12 protein-coding genes, 1 tRNA gene and 2 pseudogenes are annotated in these 21,668 nt (G+C 68.2%); 6 read left to right on the forward strand and 9 right to left on the reverse strand.

Translation table 11 applies throughout. The annotated features are described in order from the left end of the window. Positions 1-62: 62 nt before the first annotated feature. Together AC1VNH_RS13200 and AC1VNH_RS13205 are read left to right on the forward strand one after the other, a co-directional pair. Positions 63-1,106 (forward strand): LacI family DNA-binding transcriptional regulator, encoded by a 1,044-nt coding sequence (locus AC1VNH_RS13200; protein ID WP_483111864.1) that lies wholly within the window; start codon positions 63-65, stop codon positions 1,104-1,106. A 350-nt stretch (positions 1,107-1,456) separates the two neighbouring features. After that, on the forward strand, positions 1,457-5,524 hold the full coding sequence (locus AC1VNH_RS13205; RefSeq protein ID WP_483111866.1) for a glycoside hydrolase: 4,068 nt from the start codon (positions 1,457-1,459) through the stop codon (positions 5,522-5,524). A 207-nt stretch (positions 5,525-5,731) separates the two neighbouring features. On the opposite strand, the gene pgm is transcribed toward AC1VNH_RS13205, so the two are convergent. Beyond that, positions 5,732-7,375, reverse strand: coding sequence for a phosphoglucomutase (alpha-D-glucose-1,6-bisphosphate-dependent) (pgm, locus tag AC1VNH_RS13210; protein ID WP_483111867.1), 1,644 nt, complete (start codon positions 7,373-7,375; stop codon positions 5,732-5,734). 107 nt (positions 7,376-7,482) lie between these two features. On the opposite strand from pgm, the gene pheA reads away from it, so the two are divergent. After that, positions 7,483-8,436 carry a prephenate dehydratase gene (gene pheA / locus AC1VNH_RS13215; protein ID WP_483111869.1) on the forward strand — a complete coding sequence of 318 codons (954 nt, stop codon included), beginning with the start codon at positions 7,483-7,485 and terminating at the stop codon, positions 8,434-8,436. Between the two features lie 292 nt (positions 8,437-8,728). Here pheA and AC1VNH_RS13220 read toward each other — a convergent pair whose 3' ends face one another. From AC1VNH_RS13220 to AC1VNH_RS13235, 4 genes and pseudogenes are all read right to left on the reverse strand, one after another. Then, the gene (locus AC1VNH_RS13220) at positions 8,729-9,808 is read right to left on the reverse strand and encodes an LLM class flavin-dependent oxidoreductase (protein WP_483111870.1); all 1,080 of its coding nucleotides are present in this window, start codon (positions 9,806-9,808) and stop codon (positions 8,729-8,731) included. A gap of 28 nt (positions 9,809-9,836) precedes the next feature. After that, positions 9,837-10,451 (reverse strand): hypothetical protein, encoded by a 615-nt coding sequence (locus AC1VNH_RS13225; RefSeq protein WP_483111872.1) that lies wholly within the window; start codon positions 10,449-10,451, stop codon positions 9,837-9,839. 20 nt (positions 10,452-10,471) lie between these two features. Further along, positions 10,472-11,817, reverse strand: a pseudogene (locus AC1VNH_RS13230) (cryptochrome/photolyase family protein). A gap of 48 nt (positions 11,818-11,865) precedes the next feature. After that, entirely contained in the window at positions 11,866-12,864 is a 999-nt protein-coding gene (locus AC1VNH_RS13235; RefSeq protein ID WP_483111874.1) for a diacylglycerol/lipid kinase family protein, read from the reverse strand. Positions 12,865-13,160: 296 nt separating this feature from the next. Between AC1VNH_RS13235 and serS the strand changes: the two genes are divergently transcribed. From serS to AC1VNH_RS13250, 3 genes are all read left to right on the forward strand, one after another. Then, positions 13,161-14,426 carry a serine--tRNA ligase gene (serS, locus tag AC1VNH_RS13240; protein WP_483111875.1) on the forward strand — a complete coding sequence of 422 codons (1,266 nt, stop codon included), beginning with the start codon at positions 13,161-13,163 and terminating at the stop codon, positions 14,424-14,426. Then, positions 14,423-15,322 (forward strand): HAD family hydrolase, encoded by a 900-nt coding sequence (locus AC1VNH_RS13245; RefSeq protein ID WP_483111876.1) that lies wholly within the window; start codon positions 14,423-14,425, stop codon positions 15,320-15,322. The genes serS and AC1VNH_RS13245 overlap by 4 nt, the downstream gene beginning before the upstream one ends. A gap of 55 nt (positions 15,323-15,377) precedes the next feature. Further along, a tRNA-Ser gene (locus AC1VNH_RS13250) sits at positions 15,378-15,465 on the forward strand. A gap of 763 nt (positions 15,466-16,228) precedes the next feature. Here AC1VNH_RS13250 and AC1VNH_RS13255 read toward each other — a convergent pair. From AC1VNH_RS13255 to AC1VNH_RS13270, 4 genes and pseudogenes are all read right to left on the reverse strand, one after another. Further along, positions 16,229-17,491, reverse strand: a pseudogene (locus AC1VNH_RS13255) (recombinase family protein); the annotation flags it as partial. Between the two features lie 72 nt (positions 17,492-17,563). Then, a complete protein-coding gene (locus AC1VNH_RS13260) occupies positions 17,564-18,595 on the reverse strand; it encodes a DNA-methyltransferase (protein ID WP_483111877.1) in 1,032 nt (343 codons plus the stop codon). After that, positions 18,592-19,572, reverse strand: a complete 981-nt coding sequence (locus tag AC1VNH_RS13265; RefSeq protein ID WP_483111878.1) for a replication-relaxation family protein — start codon at positions 19,570-19,572, stop codon at positions 18,592-18,594. The genes AC1VNH_RS13260 and AC1VNH_RS13265 overlap by 4 nt, the downstream gene beginning before the upstream one ends. Then, complete coding sequence (locus tag AC1VNH_RS13270) at positions 19,569-21,662, reverse strand: type IV secretory system conjugative DNA transfer family protein (RefSeq protein ID WP_483111880.1); 2,094 nt, start codon at positions 21,660-21,662, stop codon at positions 19,569-19,571. Before AC1VNH_RS13270 ends, AC1VNH_RS13265 begins: the two co-directional genes overlap by 4 nt. Positions 21,663-21,668: the final 6 nt, after the last annotated feature.

Consider the following 21,668-nt stretch of genomic DNA (forward strand, 5'->3'; position numbering starts at 1 on the left):
TGACGTAAACATAACTCCGCTCTCGCTAACATGTCAACGTCAACATCGAGGAGGATCCGGGCATGAGCCACGTCACGGCAGCAACACCGGGCGAACCTCGTGCGCGCCGCCGCGAGACGTCGATGGCGGATGTGGCGGCTCTCGCCGGCGTCTCCGGGCAAACCGTGTCGCGGGTCGCGAACGGGCGCGCGAACGTCGATCCCGACACTCGCGCCCGCGTCCTCGCCGCCATGGACGAGCTGGGCTACCGGCCCAACAGTGCCGCGAGGGCCCTCCGATCGGGCAAGTTCCGTTCGATCGGCGTGATCATGTTCTCGCTCTCGAGCTACGGCAACACCCGCACCCTGGATGCGGTCGCCTCCGTCGCCGCATCCGCGGGGTATTCGTTGACGCTCATCACCGTCGAGACGGCGTCGCAGACCGATGTCTCCGGCGCCTTCGTGCGGCTGCGCGAGCACGCCGTCGACGGTGTCGTCATCCTCATCGAGTCGCACCGCCTCGACGAGTCGGAGATCGCGCTGCCCAGCGGGCTGCCCGTCGTGGTCGTCGACTCGCACGCCGCCTACGCCTACCCCGTGGTCGACAACGATCAGGCGCAGGGGGCTCGCCTGGCAACCGAGCATCTGTTGGATCTCGGGCACGAGACCGTGTGGCACGTGTCCGGTCCGCTCGAGTCGTACGCGGCCGAGCGCCGGCGTGACGCCTGGCGCGAGACCCTCGAGCGCCGGGGCGCACCCGTGCCCGAGGTCGAGGTCGGCGATTGGACGGCCGACTCGGGGTACGAGATCGGCACGAGGCTTGCCGAGGACGCCTCGGTCACCGCGGTGTTCGTCTCCAACGACCAGATGGCGCTCGGGCTCGTGCGTGCCCTGCACGAGGCGGGTCGCGCGGTGCCCGACGACGTCAGCGTCGTGGGGTTCGACGACATGCCCGACTCGGCCAACTACTGGCCGCCGCTGACCACCGTGCGCCAGCACTTCGACCGCGTCGGCTCGGGCGCCATCCGTGCCCTCCTCGCCGAGATCGAGGGCGAGCGGGTGGACGACCGCACGCTCGTGCCGACCGAGCTCGTCGTGCGCCAGAGCTCGGGCCCCCGCATCCGCTGACCTCGTCGCGCCTCCGGCGCCGCCCTGGGTCGGGGCCCCCATCCATCCGCCGAGACTGCATTTCGGGCACGAGATCACTGTCATTACCCGTGATCTCGTGCTCGAAATGCAGTTTCGCGGAGATGAGACAGCCTGGCGTGCGGATCCGGCGTCGGGACGAGAGGGCGTGGGGACAGTCTCGCGGCAGGTAGCGCCCGGTGGGTGCGGCGGGCGGATGCGGATGCGGCGCGCGGAGGACGTTGTGCGGACGACTGGGAATCCGCTATGTTTCGTGTTGACGTCAACATGTTTACGTCAACACGAAACACCCTCCCCCCAAGGCTGCGACGACGCGGCCGGAAGGATCGACGATGAAGTCCCTCAGATTCCTGTCGCTGCTGTGCGTCGGAACCCTCAGTGCCGGTGCACTCGTCGCGGGCGCCGCGGTCTCGCCGCCGCCGGCCCACGCGGCGAGCAGCGTGCGCATCACGCCGAATCCCGCGATCGCATCCGACCCGTTCGAAGGATGGGGCACGAGCCTCGTCTGGTTCGCGAACGCGACCGGTGGCTACCCGACCGAGGTGCGCCAGAAGCTGTTCGACGCCGTGTTCGGCGAAGACGGTCTGAACCTCAACATCGCGCGCTACAACATCGGCGGCGGCAACGCGACGGACGTTCCGTCGTACCTGCGTCCCGGCGGCGCGGTGCCTGGTTGGTGGAACCCGGACCTCGCCGAGAGCGACGACGAGGGCGAGATCACCTCGACCTACGCCGACCGGGACCGCTACGCCGCCGCCTGGGATGGCGAGAACCCCGATCACTACGACTGGGATGCGGATCAGGGACAGCGGTGGTGGCTCGACGCGCTCAAGGACAAGATCACCCACTGGGAGGCCTTCAGCAACTCCCCGCCGTACTTCCTCACGCAGAGCGGCTACGTCTCGGGCGGCATCAACAACGCCACCAGTGAGCAGCTCGCCCCCGAGGACATGGCGGCGTTCTCGAGCTACCTCGTGAACGTGGTCGAGGAGCTCGAGAAGGCTCACGGCATCACGTTCGACACGCTGGACCCGTTCAACGAGCCCAACACCGACTACTGGCAGACCCGCATCCCGAACGGCCAGACCTGGCCCACCAGCGCCAGCCGCCAGGAGGGTGCTCACATCGGGCCGACGCGGCAGGACCAGATGATCAAAGCGCTCGCCGCGCGCCTGGCCGAGCCCGGCACGACGACCGATGTGAGCATCTCGGCGATGGACGAGACCAACCCGTCGAAGTTCGTGCAGAACTGGAACGGCTGGAGCACCGAATCCAAGGGGCTCGTCGACCAGCTCAACGTGCACACCTACGGCACGGGCGATCGACTGATCGCGCGCGACATCGCGAAGGCGTCCGACAAGCCGCTCTGGATGAGCGAGGTCGAGGGTGACTGGAACGGGGGCAGCGGCTTCAACCAGACCAACATCGAGAACGGCATCGGCATGGCGACGCGGATCGTCGACGATCTGCGCGAGCTCGAGCCCACCGCCTGGGTGTTCTGGCAGCCGGTCGAGGACCTCTACAACATGGAGAAGGTCGAAAAGCTCAACTGGGGCAGCGTCTTCATCGACTTCGACTGCAACGCCGACGGCAACTCGGAGCGGCGTCTCGCTGACGGTGACGCAGACCCCTCGTGCAAGGTGCTGACGAACTCGAAGTTCAACACGGTGCGCAACTTCACGCACTACATCGAGCCGGGCGACCGTCTCATCCCCACCGACGACACGCAGACCACCGCGGCGCTGACGGCCGAAGGCGACGGCGTGACCCTGGTGCACATCAACTCCGAGGCGTCCGAGCGCGCGGTGCAGGTCGACCTGTCCCGCTTCGCGACCATCGCTCCCGGTGCCACGGTCACCCCCATCGTGACGACCGAGTCGTCGGCCGGTGACGTCACCGACCACGCGCTCGTGACGGGCACGGCCATTCCGGTCGACGCGGCCTCCAAGTCCGCCACGGTGACGCTGCCGGCGAAGTCGGTCACGACGCTCGTCGTGTCGGGCGTCTCGGGCGTCGCGACGGATGCGGCCGTCTTCGAAGACGGCGAGACGTACCAGCTCTTCGGTGTTCAGAGCGGCAAGGCCCTCGCGGCCGACCCCAACGGCCTCGCGATCCGCACGGGTGCCACGACTGCGGATGCGGCACCTGCGCAGGCGTGGACCGTGCACTCGATCTCCGGCGAGGGAACGAACCGACACCGCATCGCCCTCGAGGCAGGCGACGGGCGCTTCCTCGCGGTGAACGGCACGAGCACGACGCTCGTGTCGGCGGATGCGGCAGCTGCCGCATCCGATCCGGCGCTCCAATGGATCCCGTCCACGACCGACGGGCGCACCTACTCGCTGCTGAGCGCATCTGCGGAGCGCGTGCTCGATGTGAACGGGCAGGGCACGGCCGACGGCACGACAGTGGGCACGTGGACCTCGAACAACGGTGGCAACCAGCGATGGACGCCCGCCTCCACGCGGGTGACGAGTGTCACGCCCGTCACGGCAGCGACCGCCGTCGGTGAGCAGCCCGAGCTTCCGACCACTGTCACGCTGAACTATCGAGGGGGCGTGCAGCGCACGGCCGCCGTCACGTGGGACCTGGCCGGCGCGGACTTCTCCGCCGCGCGAACCGTGCAGGTGCCCGGTGCCGGGACGGATGTCTTCGGTGCGGGCTTCGAGGTCGCGGCCACGGTCGAGGTCGTTGCCTACACGGCGACGCGTCCCGTCTCGATCACGACGTATGCCGGCGCGGCCCTGGACAGCGTCACGGCGGCGGCACCGGCAACGGTGCCTGCCGAGGTGCGCCTGGGCGGAACCGCCTACGACGCGCCGGTGACCTGGGACTTCAGCGGAGTCGGCGACGCCGACTTCGCTCAGCCCGGAACCGTCACGGTCCCGGGTGCCGTCACCGTGACGGGCGGCGCCACGATCGAGGCGCGCCTGAGCGTCATCGTGACGGCATCGGGCACGCGCAACGTCGCCGGCGACAGCAAGGCGTCGGCAACCTTCACCGAGAGTCCGAGCTACAGCGTCGACCGCACGAAGAACGGCATCACGACAGACAAGGGGTGGTCCAACTGGCGCTCCGGCACCAAGAACACGCAGGACACCCTGACGTACGTGCTGAGCTCGAGGCAGCAGGTGTCCAACGTGAAGGTGTACTTCTATCGCGACGGCACGGCGAGCTGGGCTCAGTCCCTCCGGGTGGAGCACCGCACCGCGGGCGGTGACTGGATCGCCGGCGAGGACATCGCGGTTCCGGTTCCCGAGTCCGGCGCGCCGATCGTGGAGGTTCCGCTGGGCGGTGTCGTGGCCGACGAGGTGCGCATCGTGATGCAGGCCCGTGAGAACACGCACATGATCGTGTCCGAAGTCGAGATCAACGCGCTTGCCGCATCCGCGTCCAGCGTCGCCGACCTCGCCCGCGTCACGATCGACAACGCGCTGCTCGACGGATTCGACCCGGCCCGCGACGAGTACACGATCGACACGGACGGGGCGGCCTGGCCGAGGATCGGGGCTGTGCCTGTCGATGACGAGGCATCGGTGGAGATCGTGCAGCCCGCGGATGCGGGTGGTGCGGGATCCATCACGGTCACCGCCGTCGACGGCACCTCCCGCACGGTGAAAATCGCGGTGACGCGTCACGTCGTCGTGGGCGCGGTGTCGCTCTCGGGCGCCGCCGAGGTGGGTGCGACTCTGACCGCGCAGGTCGGCACGAGCGATCCCGCGGACGCCACTCTCACCTACGTCTGGACCCGTGACGATCAGCCGATCGCCTCGGCGACCGCGGCCACGTACACCGCGACCGCGGCCGACCTCGGCCACGAACTGCGCGCGGTCGTCACCGCATCCGCCGACGGCTTCGCCTCGGGCGCGGCCACCTCGGCCGCGGTCGTGGTGGCCGCGGCACCCGGCAACCCCGGGGGCCCGGACGGACCCGGCACGCCGGGCGAGCCCGGCAATCCGGGTCTGCCGGGCACCGGTGGCGCCGCTGCGCCCGCGGAGTCGGCTCTGACCGACGCGACGCGCGGCGGCATCACGGCACCCGACACGGTGACGGCCGGATCGTCGATCACGATCGGTGTCGGTGCGTCCCGCGCCGGCTCGTCGGTCGATGCCTGGCTGTTCTCCACGCCGATGCATCTCGGGACCAAGGTCGTCTCGACGGCGGGCGCGATCACGGTCACGATCCCGGCGGATGCGCCCGCGGGTCAGCACCGGCTGGTCGTGACGGATGCCGCCGGCGCGGTGATCGGCTGGGTGCCGCTCGAGGTGCGTGCCGCATCCGGTCCGCTGGCCGTGACCGGCCTCGACCTCGGCCCGACCCTGCCGTTCGCCCTCGGGGCGTTGCTGCTGGGCTCGCTGCTGGTCGGCGTCTCCACGCGCCGCCGCACCGCCGCGGAGTAACCCGGAGAAGGGGGCGGAGCCGCACGCCGGCTCCGCCCCCTTCTCCGCGCCGCTCGTGGCCCACCCCAAGACCGCGAGACTGCATCTTTGTCACGAGATCACTGTGTTTACCCGTGATCTCGTGATGAAAATGCAGTCTCGCGGAAAAGTGGGGCAGCGATGACCCCCGGATGCGGGCGGCCCCGGATGCCGGGGCTCCGCCGAGGATCAGGCGCCGGAGAGGGCCTCGGACACCACGGCGCGGGCCTCGTCCTGCACGTCGTGCAGGTGGGCCTCGCCGCGCAGTGACTCCGCGTAGAGCTTGTAGACGTCCTCGGTACCGGACGGGCGCGCGGCGAACCACGCGTCGGCCGTCACGACCTTGAGCCCTCCGATCGCCGCGCCGTTGCCGGGGGCGTGGGAGAGCTTCGCGGTGATGGGCTCGCCGGCCAGCTCGGTGGCGGTGACCGCATCCGGCGACAGCTTCGCCAGCGCTGCCTTCTGCTCGGGGGTCGCCGGGGCGTCGACGCGCTGGTACACGGATGCGCCGTAGGTGTCCTCGAGCTCCGCGTAGCGCTGCGAGGGGGTCTTGCCCGTCACCGCGAGGATCTCCGCGGCGAGCAGGCACAGCAGGATGCCGTCCTTGTCGGTGGTCCACACGGTGCCGTCCTGACGGAGGAAGGATGCGCCGGCGGACTCCTCGCCGCCGAACGCGACCGAGCCGTCGAGCAGGCCCGGCACGAACCACTTGAAGCCGACCGGGACCTCGTAGAGGGTGCGGCCGAGCGCCTCGACGACGCGGTCGATGATCATCGAGGACACGAGCGTCTTGCCGACGGCGGCCTCGGCGGGCCATCCGGGCCGGTGCGAGAAGAGGTAGTCGATCGCGACCGCCAGGTAGTGGTTCGGGTTCATGAGGCCCGCGTCGGGGGTGACGATGCCGTGGCGGTCCGCATCCGCGTCGTTTCCGGTGAGGATGTCGTACTCGTCGCGTCGGGCGACGAGAGCTGCCATGGCATTGGGCGAGGACGGATCCATGCGGATCTTCTCGTCCCAGTCGAGGGTCATGAACTTCCACGTCGGGTCGACGTCGGGGTTCACGACCGTGAGGTCGAGGCCGTAGTGCTCGGCGATCAGCGCCCAATAGTCCACGGATGCGCCGCCGAGCGGGTCGGCGCCGATGCGGATGCCGGCCCTCTTGATCGCGTCGATGTCGATGATGGCGTCGAGATCGCGCACGTACGCCTCGCGGAAGTCGTACTGCGCGAGGGTGTCGCTGTCGATGTCGGCATAGGGGGTGCGCTCGACGCCCGCCAGCCCCGCGGCGATGAGCTCGTTGGCGCGGTCCGCGATCCACGAGGTGGCGTCGGTGTCGGCGGGTCCGCCGTGGGGCGGGTTGTACTTGAAGCCGCCGTCGCGCGGCGGGTTGTGGGAGGGCGTCACGACGATGCCGTCCGCGCGTCCCGCGTCGTCGGCGGTGCGATCGCGGTTGTAGGTGAGGATCGCGTGGCTCAGCGCGGGGGTGGGAACCCACGAGTCGCGGGCATCGACGCGCACGTCCACGCCGTTGGCGACGAGCACCTCGATGGCCGTGCGCTCGGCCGGCAGCGACAGGCCGTGGGTGTCGCGGCCGAGGAAGAGCGGGCCGGTGATCCCCTGACCCGCCCGGTAGTCGACGATCGCCTGGGTGGTGGCGAGGATGTGGTTCTCGTTGAAGCTGGTCGACAAGCTCGACCCGCGGTGACCGCTCGTGCCGAACACGACCCGCTGGGCGGGCACCGAGGCGTCGGGCTTCAGGTCGTAGTAGGCGGCGATCAGCTCGTCGATGTCGATCAGATCAGAAGGCTCAGCAGGCTGTCCGGCACGGCTCATGCCCCTAGTCTGCCGTGCCGGCAGGGCGTCGTCACTCTCCTGTCGCGCAGCGGCCTCATTTCCGGTGTTCACCGGAGGCACTCGGGGGCGGTCTAGGCTGAGTGCCCGTGAGCACCGCATCCGCCGACCGTCGCACCTACAGCTATCTGGGTCCGGCCGGCACCTTCACGGAGGCGGCCCTCGCGCAGGTGCCCGAGGCGCGCGGTCAGATCTGGCGTTCGGTGCGCAATGTGGGCGAGGCGCTCGCCGATGTCGTCGAGGGCCGATCGGATGCGGCGATGATCGCGATCGAGAACTCGGTCGACGGCGGCGTCTCTACGGCGCAGGACGCGCTGGCCACGATGCCGGGGCTGCGCATCATCGGTGAGTACCTCGTGCCGGTGAACTTCGTCCTCGTCGGCCGGCCCGGGCAGCGTCTCGAGGACGTCTCGCTCGTCGCCGCGCACCCCGTCGCGTATGCGCAGTGCCTCCAGTGGCTCAGCCGTGAGCTTCCGGCCCACGCGCACCTGCCCGCATCCAGCAACGTCGCCGCGGCCCTCGGTCTGCTCGACGGAACCAGCGATGCGGATGCGGCCATCGCCCCTCCCGGCATCCTCGAGCACCACGAGCTCGACCTGCTCGCGGAGGGCGTCGGCGACAAGAAGGACGCCGTCACCCGCTTCGTGCTCGTGGCCCGCACGGTGGCGCCGCCGGCACCCACCGGAGCGGACAAGACCTCGCTGATCGTGGAGCTGCCGGAGGAGTACCCCGGCGCGCTCATGGAGATGCTGGAGCAGTTCGCGACGCGCGGGATCAACCTCTCGTTGCTCGCATCCCGTCCGATCGGCGACGCGCTCGGCCGGTACCGATTCGTGATCGACGCCGACGGGCACGTCCTCGACGAGCGTGTGGCCGACGCCCTCATGGGGCTGCGTCGTTTCAGCCCGAAGGTGATCTTCCTCGGCTCGTACCCGCGGGCCGACCGTGCGATCAACCGCTACCCCGAGCGGTACTCCGACGACGTTTTCGTCGAGGCCCGCGACTGGCTGCGCGCGCTCGTCAGCGGAGAACCCGAGGCCTGACCCGCCCGCCTCCGCGTTGCGCGGGGCCCGGCGCTCGGATCCTTCCGGTGCTCGCCTGTCACAGACCGACCCGCGGACGTCGATCTCAGGCAGGCGAAGCCGAAGCCCGACCCGGCCGCATCCGGGGTGCTCGCCTGTCACAGATCTACCCGCGGACGTCGATCTCAGGCAGGCGAAGCCGAAGCCCGACCATTCCCCTGTCACAGATCGCGCTCAACGCGTCGATCTGTGACAGGGGAAGCGATGCGACCGCCCGGAGGCCGAGCGGCCGCCTCAGCCTGACCCGCCCGCCTCAGGCGCCGAGCAGGGGCGTGAGCAGCTCCAGGGTCTGAACGCGCCCGCCCGCGACGTCCAGGGGCTCCGCGTCGTAGGCGCCGGCGACGGGGGAGACCATGATCTCGTCCACGCCGTAGCGCGCCGAGAACGCGCGAAGGGCATCCGCGGCCTGCTCGGGTGCGCCGACGAACCACGTGCGGCGAGCGTTGTCGATGATGTGCGCGGCGAGGTTGTCGTGCGCCTCCGCATCCCGCGCCTGCTCGACGGTCTCCATCGGCACCAGCGGACGGCCGGAGCGGATGCGGGACATCATGCGCACCTGCGGCAGCGCCCGCTCCCATGCCTCAGCCTCCGTCGGCGCCACGACCGCGTTCGCCGTGACGAAGGTGCGCGGGCTCGGGTGGGCCTCGGAAGGCCGGTACTGGTCGCGGTAGAGCGTCAGCGCGCGCTCGAGTCCGTCGCCGGCGAAGTGGTTCGCGAAGACGTAGGGCAGGCCGGATGCGGCGGCCAGCTGCGCGGAGTAGTCGCTCGAGCCGAGCAGCCACACCTCCGGGAGGGTCGTCGCGGCGGGCGTCGCATGCACGCTGTACGTGTCGCCGGAGGTGAAGCGCACCGTGGCGCCTGCGTCGCTCGTGAGCGAGAGGATGTCGGAGATGTGCTGCGGGAACTGCTCCACATCGCTCGTGGTGCCGCTGCGGCGCAGCAGCTGCGTGATGACCGGGTCGCTGCCGGGCGCGCGGCCGATGCCGAGGTCGATGCGACCCGGGGCCAGCGCCTCGAGGGCGGCGAACTGCTCGGCCACGATGAGCGGCGAGTGGTTCGGGAGCATCACGCCACCCGAGCCCACCCGCATCCGCTTCGTCCGTGCGGCAGCGGCCGCGATCAGCACGGGCGGGCTGGTCGATGCCACCGCGGGCATGTTGTGGTGCTCGGCGAACCAGTAGCGACCGACACCCAGCTCATCGGCGCGCTCAGCGAGGTCGAGGGATGCGGCGACCGCCTGGGCGCTGGTCTGGCCGGAGCGCACGGGAACGAGGTCGAGGACGGAAACGGTGATGCTCATCGCAGAGCGCAACCCCGATGGGGGTCCCCGCATTCCGCGGCGCGCCGGGAGCGGACCGGGGTCAGGGCTTCCAGGTGACGGGCTGGCCCGCGTAGGGGTGCTCCTCGTCGGGGAAGGTGTCGTTGCGGCTGGTGCCGTTGAACTCCACTCCGCCCAGGTCGGGCCCCGTCGTCAGGGCGACCCAGCATTCCAGGGCGGTGCCGTCCATCGGCTCCGGGAGAGACAGGCCGCACGCATCCGCGTCGCCCATCCCGACGTTTCCCATGTCGTTCGCGAGCCAACCCGCGAACGAACCGTCCGCCTCGATCGGGATGAGGGGCACGCTGCGGGTCGTGCTGTCGTACTCGCTCACCGGGGTCCACGTGTACTGCACCACGATCGCGAACGGATGCCGGCTGCTCAGCTCCGCCTTGTCCATGTAGCCGTCGATGCTCTCGGGATCCAGAGGATCCATCGAGAGCACTGTCGCGCCCACGAGCTCCGTGTCGCCGCTGGCGGCGGGAACCTTGACCCAGGCGGTGTCGCCGACCGACAGCGTCGTGCCGGGGGCGGTCGCCTCCGTCGGCGCGTCTCCGACCTCGACGGGGGAGACGTCGGGGCCGGCAGCCGCACACCCGGCGAGCGCGAGTGCGGCGGCGGCAAGTGGCAGCAGGAGCCTGCGGGCGGTACGGGGCATCTCGGGTCCTTCCAGAGCGCTCAGCGCGCGGCAGATTTGACGTTCTCGTACGCGTCCAGCGCGCGCTTGCGCGATGCCCCCAAGTCGACGAGAGGGTCCAGGGATGCGGAATCCGGAGCCCACTGCGAGACGTACAGTCCATCCTTGTCGAACTTCTCGGCTTGTGTCTGGGGGTTGAAAATCCGGAAGTACGGTGCTGCGTCGGCGCCCGAGCCGGCCACCCACTGCCAGTTGAAGGGGTTGGAGGCCGCATCCGCGTCGACGAGGGTGTCCCAGAACCACTGCTCGCCGTGGCGCCAGTCGATCATGAGGTTCTTGATCAGATACGAGGCCGTGACCATCCTCACGCGGTTGTGCATGATGCCGGTGTGCCAGAGCTCCCGCATCCCCGCGTCCACCAGGGGGACGCCGGTGCGTCCCCGTTGCCACGCTTCGAGGTGCGACGGGTGCAGGCGGGGCCACGGGAAGGCGTCGAAGGCCGCACGCAGGTTCTTCCGTGCGAGATCGGGGAAGTGGAACAGGGTGTGCCACGCGAACTCGCGCCAGCCCAGCTCGGAGAGGAAACGTCCCGCATCCGCGCCGGTCGCGAGCGTGTCATGCCAGACGGTGAACGGGCTTAGCTCGCCCCAGCGCAGGCGCGGGGACAGCTGGGAGGTGACGCCCGCGGCGGGCTCGTCGCGCGCGGTGCCGTAGCCCGGAAGGTCGTCCTTCAGGAAGTTCCTGAGGCGTGCCAGGGCGGCGGGCTCGCCGGGCTCCCACGTCTCGCGGAGGCCCCCAGTCCAGTCGGGGCGCGTGGGCGGCGAGCCCAGTCGTCGAGCGCATCGGATGCGGGTGGCCTGCCCATCCCCGGCAGCTCGCGCGGCTCGGGCAGCGGCGCGCGCGGTGCGGGCAGGTGCAGACAGGCGCGCCAGAAGGGCGTGAACACGGAGAAGTGGGTATCGGAGCCGGTGCGCACGGTCCACGGCTCGAACAGGAGCGACGCCTGGAACGAGCGCACCTCGAGGCCGTCATCGCGCAGGCTCTCCTTGAGGCTGGCATCGATCTCGCGTTCCGGTCCGCCGTAGCGGCGGTTCCAGAAGACGGCACCGGCACCCGCATCCGACACCAGCTCCGGGAGCACGGATGCGGCGGCGCCTCGTCGCAGCACCAGGCTGCCGCCGCGCTCGCGCAGGCGCTCGCCGAGCGAGGCGAGCGAGTGGTGCAGCCACCAGCGAGCGGCGCCGCCGAGGGCGCGGACACCGGGCGACTCCTCGTCGAGCACATACACCCCGACGACCGGTTCGCCGCGGTCGATCGCTGCGCGCAGGGCCGGGTTGTCGGCGAGGCGCAGATCATCGCGGAACCAGACGAGGGTGGGGCTGCTCACCCGCTCATCCTCGCGAACGGACCGGAATCGGAGTCGAAGGGTTGACAGTCAGAGCCGGCTGAGGTCGTGCCCGGCCGGCACCGTCACGCGCAGCGCGCCGGCGTCGATGCGGCTCACGATCCGCACGGCCTCGCCGAACTCGTCGCCGTCGAGCTGTACCGGATGCGGTTCGGCCGCGGCGACCTCCATCGTCCGCCCCCGCATGTAGCGCACGGCGTTGTCCCGGGTGCGCAGTTGCAGCACCCGACGGCCGGCGCGGAACCTGCGCAGCACGCTGTTGTCCCACGCGACCCGGCGCCAGACGAACAGCCACCCCCACCACGCCTTGGGCTGAAACAGCACGACGTCCATCGTGCCGTCGATCACCGACGCCTCGGGGATGAGAGAGAGCCCCGCCGGCAGCGACCCGCAGTTGGCGTAGAGCACGCTCTGCACGCGGGCCGAGTGCAGGCGCTGGTCGCCCACCTGGTAGACGATGCGGAACGGTGCGGCCCCGACGAGCGAACGCGCTGCGCCGTCGACGTAAGCGACCCAGCCGACGCTCTTCTTCAGCGACGGACGGGTGTTGGCGATCATCGCCGCATCCAGTCCGATACCGCCCATCACCACGTACGCATGGGTCTCGCGCGCCCCGTCGATGCGGTGCAACTCGGCGAAGCCGACGTCGATCATCACCGTGTCGCCGGCGAACGCGGTGGCGATCACGCGGTCGGGGTCGTCGAGGGGGAGGCGCAGGTTGCGGGCGAGGAGGTTTCCCGTGCCGCTGGGCACGATCGTCAGCGGTACTCCCGTGTGGGCGAGGGCTTCGGCGACCGCGCGCACCGTGCCGTCGCCGCCGGCGACCAGAACCGCATCCGCTCCCTGCGAGAGTGCGCTGCGCGTCTGACCCTGGCCCAGATCCTCGGGGGTCGTCTCGAAGAAGAGGGGCGGGCCCCATCCCGCCCGCTCGGCGGCGTGCACCACCTGCGTTCGCAGGCGACGGGCGTCGACCTTCACGGGGTTGTAGACCAGCGCCGCGCGCCGGACGGCGGCGGCATCCGAGGTCATGCTCACAGAGTAGGGCCGCGGGCGCAGTGTGGCGTCTCGGGCGGTGGTGCTGCTCGAGACCGTCTCCTGCGCATCCGTGTCCCACTTCCCGCAGGTTTCGTGGTCGTCTCCGCATCCGTGTCCCACTTGTTGCAGTTTCGTGGTTGTCTCCGCATCCGTGTCCCACTTGTTGCAGTTTCCGGGGTCGATTTCTGCAGGAAGTGGGACATGCGCTGCAGGAAGTGGGACATGCATTGCGGGAAGTGGGACACGGCGGGCGGAATCCGCGGCGCACCCGCCGCGTCTAGACTTCACGGGTGATCGATCTGGCCCTCCTTCGCGATAACCCCGAGCTCGTCAAGCGCTCCCAGGAAGCCCGCGGCGAGTCCGCGGAGACGGTGGATGCGGCGCTCGCCGCCGATCGCGACCGACGATCGGCCATCACGGCCTTCGAAGAGCTCCGTGCCGCGCAGAACGCGCACGGCAAGAGGGTGGCCGCCGCTCCCAAGGAGGAGAAGGCTGCGCTCGTCGCCGAGGCGAAGGAGCTGAGCGCTCAGGTTAAGGCCGCACAGGCCGCCGTGACCGAGGCGGAGGAGGCAGCCGCGGAGGCGCTCGCCAAGATCGAGAACATCGTCATCGAGGGCGTGCCGGTCGGTGGCGAGGACGACTTCGTGACCCTGCGCACGCACGGTGAGATCCCGTCGTTCGACTTCACCCCGCGCGACCACCTCGAGATCGGTGAGCTGCTCGGCGCGATCGACATGGAGCGGGGAACCAAGGTCTCCGGCAGCCGCTTCTACTTCCTCACGGGTGTCGGCGCGCGCCTCGAGATCGCGCTGATGAACCTCGCGCTCGATCGCGCCCTGCAGGCCGGGTTCACCCCCATCATCCCGCCGACGCTCGTGCGTCCCGAGGTCATGCGGGGCACCGGATTCCTCGGCAAGCACGCCGCCGAGGTGTACCACCTCGACGACGAAGACCTGTATCTCGTCGGAACGAGCGAGGTGCCCCTGGCCGGGTACCACATGGACGAGATCCTCGACCTGGGCCGCGGGCCCAAGCGCTACGCGGGCTGGTCGACCTGTTACCGCAGCGAGGCGGGCTCGTACGGAAAGGACACCCGCGGCATCATCCGGGTGCACCAGTTCAACAAGCTCGAGATGTTCGTCTACGTCGATCCGGCAGAGGCCGAGGCCGAGCACCTGCGCCTCGTCGGGATGCAGGAGCGGATGCTGCAGGATCTCGGTCTCTCGTACCGCGTCATCGACGTCGCCGCGGGGGATCTCGGTTCCTCTGCGGCGCGCAAGTACGACATCGAGGCATGGGTCCCGACGCAGGATGCGTATCGCGAGCTCACCAGCACGAGCAACTGCACGACGTACCAGGCCCGGCGCCTGTCGATCCGGTACCGCCCGGAGGAGGGCAAGACGCAGCCGGTCGCGACGCTGAACGGAACCCTCGCGACCACGCGCTGGATCGTGGCGCTGCTCGAGACGCACCAGCGCGCCGACGGATCGGTCACCGTGCCGGAGGTGCTGCGGCCCTTCCTCGGCGGCCTCGAGGTTCTGGAGCCGATCGCGTGAGTGAGGCGCGGCTGCCGGAGACCGGAGAGATCGAGATCGAGACGCCGGCCGAAGCTGCCGCTCTCGTCGAGGAGATCGCGGCCGCGGATGCGGAGCGGATGCTGATCGTGCTCGACATCGACGGCACGGTGCTGCTCGAGGACGAGTCGCCGAGCCCCGGGATCGTCGAGGCCGTGGCGGATGCGCGACGCGCCGGTCACGAGGTGATGCTCGCCACCGGGCGCAGCTGGGAGGCGACCCGCGGCATCCAGGAGTTGCTGCAGATCGCGCCCGACTACGCCGTGTGCTCGAACGGCGCCGTGATCATGGCGCGCGTGGGCGCGGCGGATCCCGCATCCCTCGTCTACGAGCGCAGACACGTCGAGACGTTCGATGCGGCCGAGGTGCTGACGCTGCTTCGCGAGCACCTGCCCGACGCGCACTATCTCGTCGAGTTGCCCGACGGGCGCCGCGAGTACACCGACTACATGGACGACTGGAACCTCGACCGCGCGTCGAAGGTCGCCTTCGAGGATCTCGCGCGCCAGCCGGTGACCCGTGTCGTCGTCGTTTCGCCTGAGCACAACGAGGGCGACTTCGTCGAGCTGGTCGACCGCGTAGGGCTCAACCAGGTCTCGTACGCCGTGGGCTGGACGGCCTGGCTCGACATCGCCCCGAAGGGCGTCGACAAGGGTACGGCGCTCGCGCTCGTGCGCGACTGGCTCGAGGTGGCGCCCGAGAACGTCCTCGTCATGGGCGACGGCCGCAACGACGTCGGCATGTTCGCGTGGGCGAAGCAGCACGGCGGCCGCGCTGTCGCGATGGGACAGGGCCCGCAGGAAGTGCAGGATGCGGCGGGTGAAGTCACCGCATCCGTGCTCGACGGCGGCGTCGCCGAGGTGCTGCGGCGCCTCTGAACCGTCGGCGGGTCGACTAGACTCGGCCCGTTCGGCGCGTGCATTCTGCGCGTCGGGAGGGTTGTCCGAGCGGCCGAAGGACCCGGTCTTGAAAACCGGTGGGCAGCAATGTCCCGTGGGTTCGAATCCCACACCCTCCGCCAAATGAGCCTTATTCGAACCCCGCCCAAACGAAAGTTTGGGCGGGGTTCTTGCGTATGACGTCTCATTGGCGTCGGTGACGCTTAGAAGGACCGCGGTGGGGCTCCAGCGGCGTTCTGGGCGACTTCCCCACTCCGACACGGGGACGAGCGCCCCGGCGCCGCTTCGAGCGCCTGAGTCCTCATCGACTTGCGTCGGCACGGGGATCACTGCTCGTTCGGGACTTTCGACCTTCACGGTGGTGTCCCTGGACAGGATCCCCGCGAAGAGGTCCTGTAGCTCGGCCTCTTCGACAGTGCCGTCTTGACCGATGAAGAGCTTTACAAACAGGCCTTGATTGAGCATCCTGCGCTCCGAGGGGATGGCACCGCTGTATTGCTCGCCGCAGAGACGGGCTACTTCCAGCGCTCGGTCGAGCTGTTCATCCAACTGGTCCAGGGTTTGCTCTGCAGTACGGATCTGCGCGGTTGCCGCGTCAAGTTCTCGGGTAGTTCGATCCATCTCGCTCTTGAGGAGATCCAGTGGGACAGCTCCCGCATAATGCGCCTTAAGGAGCGCCTCCTGTTCCTTCTTCACGCTCTGATAGCGCCTCTTCGCTTCCGAGAGAGTGAAGATCGCGTCGGCCTGGCTCCTGTCGAGTTCCTCGCGCACCACCCTTCGAACCGCCTCGATCCGTTCCGACGTGAAGTGGAGGCGTCCGTAGAAGGCTTCGACGCCGCGCTCGACCGCACTGACGCTCACGTACTTGCGTGTGCAGGTCGCGGCCTTTGCGCGCCGCCCGAGGCAGAAGAAGTAGTCGTAGTAGGCGCCGAGGCGTCCCTTGTTCCGTGTGAAGACGAGGCGGTTGCCGCACTCGCCGCAGTAGATCGAGCCCTTGAGGTAGTGCGGGTGTCGGCGGTCCTTCTCGCCGGCGCTGTTGTGCGCGGCGAGTACATCTTGGACTCGTAGCCACAACTCGCGAGCGATGAGCGGCGGGTGCGCCCCCTCGTAGTAGCCACCTTTGTAGACGACGATTCCGACGTAGTACGGATGGGAGAGAATCCGGTGCAGCGTCGAGACGGTGACCGGGCGGCTCGGTTCCCTGTTGCGGGCTCGGTTGCGCAGTCCGCGCGCCTCGAGGGCTGCCGCCAGGTTCTTGAGGCTCCAGTTGCCGGTGGAGTACTCCTCGAACGCCCAACGAATGTGCGCTGCGCGATCAGGATCAATCTCCACCCAACGAATGTCGGCCCGACCCTCCTTGCGTTGCTTGTTCAGGTAGCCGAGCGGTGCCTGACCCGGGGTGCCGCCTTCTTTCAACTTGGTCGTGATGCCCTTCTGCACCTCGCTCGCCAGATTGTTCGAGTAGTACGCGGCCACGCCACGCATGAACTGCAGATTGAGGAGTCCCTGGGGTGTCTCGTCGATGTACTCCGTCACCGAGACCAAGGCCGTCTTGGTCTTTTCGCGAGCATCGTCAACGACGTAGTCGACCTTGGGGGAGCGGCTCAGGCGATCGAGTTTGTGCACGATGATGTGAGTGATTCCCAGCTCGCCAAGATCGCTCAGCATCGCCTTGAACTGCTTTCGGTTCGCGGTCGTGCCCGTCTTGCCCGGATCGACGTAGACGCCGACGATCTCGAGATCGTGATCGCGGGCGTACCGCTCGCAGGCCTCTCGTTGATACGGAATCGAGAAGCCGTCTTGCCCGCCACCCATCCGCGCCTGCTCTTCGGTACTGACGCGGGCGTAGACGGCGGCTCGACCGCGGCGGTGTCGTCGTGCCTCGACCGCCGGGGTATGGAGTGGTTGTGTGCCTGGTGTCTCACCGTTGCGGAGCCGTTGCACGAGATTGCTGTGTGCGCCGTCGTAGAGCATCTTTCGCGCCAGCCACTTCGGGTCGGATGCCCTGCTCTCTTCGGTGACGTATCCAGCGACTTCTTCGACCATTGGTCTCGCACTCTTTCCACTTTCCGGCTGATGAGTGGAGTGACCATAGCGGATCACCCGTTGCGCATCGATCGGCGAGCGCCTCACGCTCCTTCTCGGCATATTCACCTCCTTTCGCTTGGTGCTGTGGTCAGTGGACCACGGAACGCATATATATGCAAGTGAATACAAATGTTATGCGGGACGGCGTCGCTTTGACCCGGCCGCGCGCTTTCCGCGAGCCTCTTCGATCCGATTGATCGCGACATCGCCGTAGTCGGGATTGAGTTCGATTCCCTGCCACGACCGCCCGAGGTTCTCTGCGGCAATGGCAGTGGTTCCGGACCCCATGAATGGGTCCAAGACAACGCCCTGGCGGAGCGAAGGCGTCTCGCAGGCGCACGAAGGTTGGAGCGCGCCGCGGACCGCCGTAGCGCCGAGCCTGCGAACGACGTTTCTACGCCATGGTGTTCCGCATCCGGTGCAGACGCCCTCGGGACAGCCAGCCCGGATGCAGCGCTCTGCAAGGGCGAGTGGAAACGTGGCGTGATGGTCCCCTTTCCAGGCGCTCACTGGAATGAGCCAGACATCGCCTGGGTTCGAGCCCAGATCGTGTCCGACGCGGCCGCGCGCCCGCAGTCGTTGAAGACCGTCACCACGGTCTCCCTTCCGTCCCTGCCACGTGTCAGGGCGCGTGCGCGCAGGGAGCGATTCGCGGCGCCGTGGGGGCCTCGTGAGGTGTGGCACGCGCACTGCGTCGAGGTCGAAGAAGTACCTGGGAGTGCGCGCGAAGACGTAGACCACCTCCCACTTGTTCCTGAGCCGGTCGGTCACCGCAGTGGGCAAACCGTTCGGCTTTGCCCAGACGACCTTGTTGCGAAGCAACCATCCGCGCTCGATCATCGCGAGCGCCAGGCGCTCCGGGCCGAGCAGTAAGCTCTTTCGCGGTGCGCCTTCACCAGGAGTACGCGAGTAGCTGTCCCCGACGTTGAGCCACAAGGTGCCATCGGGCTTCATGACCCGCTCAAGCGGCGTGAGCGCCGCTAACACGTCGTCGACCCACTCCTGCACGGTGGCCTCGTTTCCGAGTTGTCCTACCACTCCGTAGTCGCGGAGCCCGTTCGCGTACGGAGGGCTCGTCAACACCATGTCGACGGACGCGGCAGGGAGGGTCGCCAGTGTTGTTGCGGCATCGCCGATGAGGAGGCGCGGGTCTGACCTGGTCATCCTTGTGCCTCCTTCTCCTCGGCAGTGATCGCGGCGATTACCTCGCTCGGTGTCGTGAAAGCGTGAAGCTCCATCGTGATTCCGGCGGTCTTTCCGAGTTCGCGCTGAATACGCGTCAACCGGGTCTCTTCGGGAGCGATCCAAAGCACCTGAGGAAATCCGCCTGAGCGCCGTTCTTCGATGCCCGTGCGCCAGTAGGACTCATAGACGCCGGCCTTCCGGACGATCGTTCGAGCGGACTCGCTCGCGCGGTCATACTCTCCGAAGTACAGCGACTCGTAGCCTGGGTGTGCAGCGACCACCGCGAAGAAATCGGGTTTCAGGGTTACGGCCTGCCCACCTACTCCCGGAAATCGCCGCCAGCATCTGGGTTCTGTCGTGAAGTCGATCAGGCGAAGCATCCCGGCTCGCTCAGCCTCGATGAATGCGAGATGGACGCTCGCGATGCCGAGTTCGTGATGCAGAAACGCCGTCGACGGCTCCCTTACCCGGCGTCCTGACTGGTCAGCGCCAAGACGCTCGCCCGCGGGTGTGAGGTGCCAGACGTGCTGGGTGGAACCGCCCTGCACGCCCCCGAGGCGGCGATCAAGTGCGGTGATGACCCCAAGGTGCTTGAGGCGAGCCAGTACACGGCGCGTTGTCCGGGCCGCGCTGAGTTTCGATGCGTGATCTGAGAAGTGCCAGCGTTCGACGTGGTTGGTGGAGAGGAAGCGGTGTTGCTTCAAGGTGCCGATGATGCGAGTGTCCCGGGCCGAAAGGCTCATGCGGAGGGCGTCGAGACGAAGCTTGCCGATACGACCGTTGCTTTCGGGCGGTGTCATGCCGAAGGCATGACTGTCGATCCCGTAATCGATAGATTCGGCAGCCGGTGTGCCGGGTGGCGAGGGATCGTGGGCGACGCGACCGGTAGAGCGATCGGACACGGAGTTGGCAACGCGGGGTTTGGATGATGCGCCTGGTTCTGAATTCGTGTTCATTGCGAGGGGTCTCCTTGTTGAGCGTTAGTAGTTGGGGGGATGCGGCGTCCGATGTTCGGCGGCGGCCGTCCCTGATCGACAGCCGGATCGGTGCCGCTGTAGAGGGCGGTGACTTCTCGCTCGACCTCCGCCGGAGGGACGCCGAAGCGGCGCTGGCTCTCGGCGCGTATCTGACTTGCTTCGATCAGCGGCTCTGGGAGCTTGATCGTGCGCCCCGACGCGAATCCCTGGGTTCGTCCGTCTTCGTAGAGCGCGGCGTAGACGTTGAACTGCTCCAGCTGCATTAGGTCAGTGGTTTCGATCTCTGGCGAGTAGCGAGCGAGTATGGCGGCATCCTCGGCGCCGAGTTGGAAGTACACCCGGCTGCGGACTGTTCCGGTCACGACGTCCCGAAGCTCACGACTGATCTGTGACAGGACTTGATTGCAGAGCACGAAGCCCGCGCCGTAGCCGCGAAATAGCGTCAGTGCCTCTGCGAAGTCCTGGGTGCCGTGGGTGAACCGGTGCCACTCATCAAGGGCGACCATGACGGGATGCCTCCGCTCAGCGGGAATCAGCGCTCGTTCCCGGATGGCGACGAATGCTTCGTGCAGGAGGAGCGATCCGAGGAGGGCTGCGCCCTGCTTGCCAAGCTGAGCTTCGGGTAGCGGAGCGAGCAGCACCCGTCGGTCTTCCCCGAAGACCTCGCGTACGTCGAACTTGGGCTCAGCTTGTCCGAGCGACCGACGAAAGGACGGGCGCAGCAGCAGCCCGCGTAGTCGTACGAGGACTGGCGACACGAGGTGTGCTCTCGCCTGCTCTGACTTGCCTTCGAACTCCGCCCAATAAGCCTGCAAGAAGACGTCGTGCGCGACGTTGACGACAACCTTGCGGCGGAACTTCGGATCAGCGAGCAGCAGCGGCAGCATGAGCAGTGTCGCTCCGGGGTACTGCGCCAGTGAGCTCAATGCGGCGTGGAGAAGGTCGCGGGTCGTGACACCGATCACGTCTGACAGCACCGAGCTGAAGATGTTCACCAGACTGTCGACCACGACCTCCAGCGGCTGACCGTTGAGGCGTAAGGGGTTGAGGCCGATCACGCCGTCTTCGGAAAGCAGGTCGAAGTACACGATGCGGTCGCGGTGCTTCGGAGCCACTCTGCGAACTACTGCCGTCGACAAGTCGACCTTCGGCTCCAGGACCAGGGCGGCTTTGCCTTGATCGACCCATTGCACGAGAAGGTTCGCCGCGAGATCCGACTTCCCGACTCCCACAGGTCCGAGTACGTGGAGGCCCCGCAGGATGGCGTCCTCGCCAAGGGTGAGAGTGCCGTTGACGCCTGGCGCTGTGGCGTCTGCGAGGACGAGGCGTCCTTCCTCAGTGGTTGTGCGGTACGGCGGAGGGAGCAAGACCGGGTGCAGCGCGGGGAGTCCGGGAAGTTCATCTCCGATGGGAAGCCCGCTAAGCGCTGCCGCCTCTCGGATCGTGAGGCGCTGCCACCACAGCGGGAACGATCCTCGGTCGAACGACCGTGTGGAGGTACCGCGGACGGTCAGTCGAACACCGGGAGCTTCGAGTCGGCGCGCGGCGCTGTGGAGTCGTCGAAGGAGTGCGCGTTCTCTGTCGGATGAATCGGCGGTCGCTCCCAGTCGGATCGAAGCGGTGAAGCCGTCCGAGCGCGCCTTCTGCAGTCGCTGGGTACTTACGAGATTGTCGAGACGTTCCGCCTTTGTGCCAAGCACCGCGGCGAGGATGCTCGCTGACGTCGCTTGCGGTACGGCGGTGCTGCTCCCGAGTCGAGCGCCGAGGATGACTTGAAGGGCGGCAACCTCGCCCGCCTTGGCTGCGCTGACTGCGCGGTACAGCTCTCGGGTCGAGACCGCGAGTGGGTCCGCTGCGAACGCTCGGTCCGACGGTCGTGGCTGGATTGCGCGTGCGCGGCTGACGGGTTCACGAGGATGCGCTTTGCTGAGCGTTCCGTCGAAGGTTGCGGCTATGCGGCTGAGTGCGTCTACTCGGGCTTTGACGAGCAGCCGAACGCCGTGGTCATCGCCGCGAAGTTCGATCACGAGTCCGGTGTGGGACTGATCATCGGCGACGCGGCGAAGCATCTCGAC

Source organism: Microbacterium sp. KU4F (assembly GCF_056868075.1).

Bases quoted from the DNA above. Each gene is read 5' to 3' on its own strand.
- AC1VNH_RS13200 (WP_483111864.1), top strand. From the start codon at position 63: ATGAGCCACGTCACGGCAGCAACACCGGGCGAACCTCGTGCGCGCCGC.
- AC1VNH_RS13205 (WP_483111866.1), top strand. From the start codon at position 1,457: ATGAAGTCCCTCAGATTCCTGTCGCTGCTGTGCGTCGGAACCCTCAGT.
- pgm (WP_483111867.1), bottom strand. From the start codon at position 7,375: ATGAGCCGTGCCGGACAGCCTGCTGAGCCTTCTGATCTGATCGACATC.
- AC1VNH_RS13220 (WP_483111870.1), bottom strand. From the start codon at position 9,808: ATGCGGGGACCCCCATCGGGGTTGCGCTCTGCGATGAGCATCACCGTT.
- AC1VNH_RS13225 (WP_483111872.1), bottom strand. From the start codon at position 10,451: ATGCCCCGTACCGCCCGCAGGCTCCTGCTGCCACTTGCCGCCGCCGCA.
- AC1VNH_RS13235 (WP_483111874.1), bottom strand. From the start codon at position 12,864: ATGACCTCGGATGCCGCCGCCGTCCGGCGCGCGGCGCTGGTCTACAAC.
- AC1VNH_RS13260 (WP_483111877.1), bottom strand. From the start codon at position 18,595: ATGACCAGGTCAGACCCGCGCCTCCTCATCGGCGATGCCGCAACAACA.
- AC1VNH_RS13265 (WP_483111878.1), bottom strand. From the start codon at position 19,572: ATGAACACGAATTCAGAACCAGGCGCATCATCCAAACCCCGCGTTGCC.
- AC1VNH_RS13270 (WP_483111880.1), bottom strand. From the start codon at position 21,662: ATGCTTCGCCGCGTCGCCGATGATCAGTCCCACACCGGACTCGTGATC.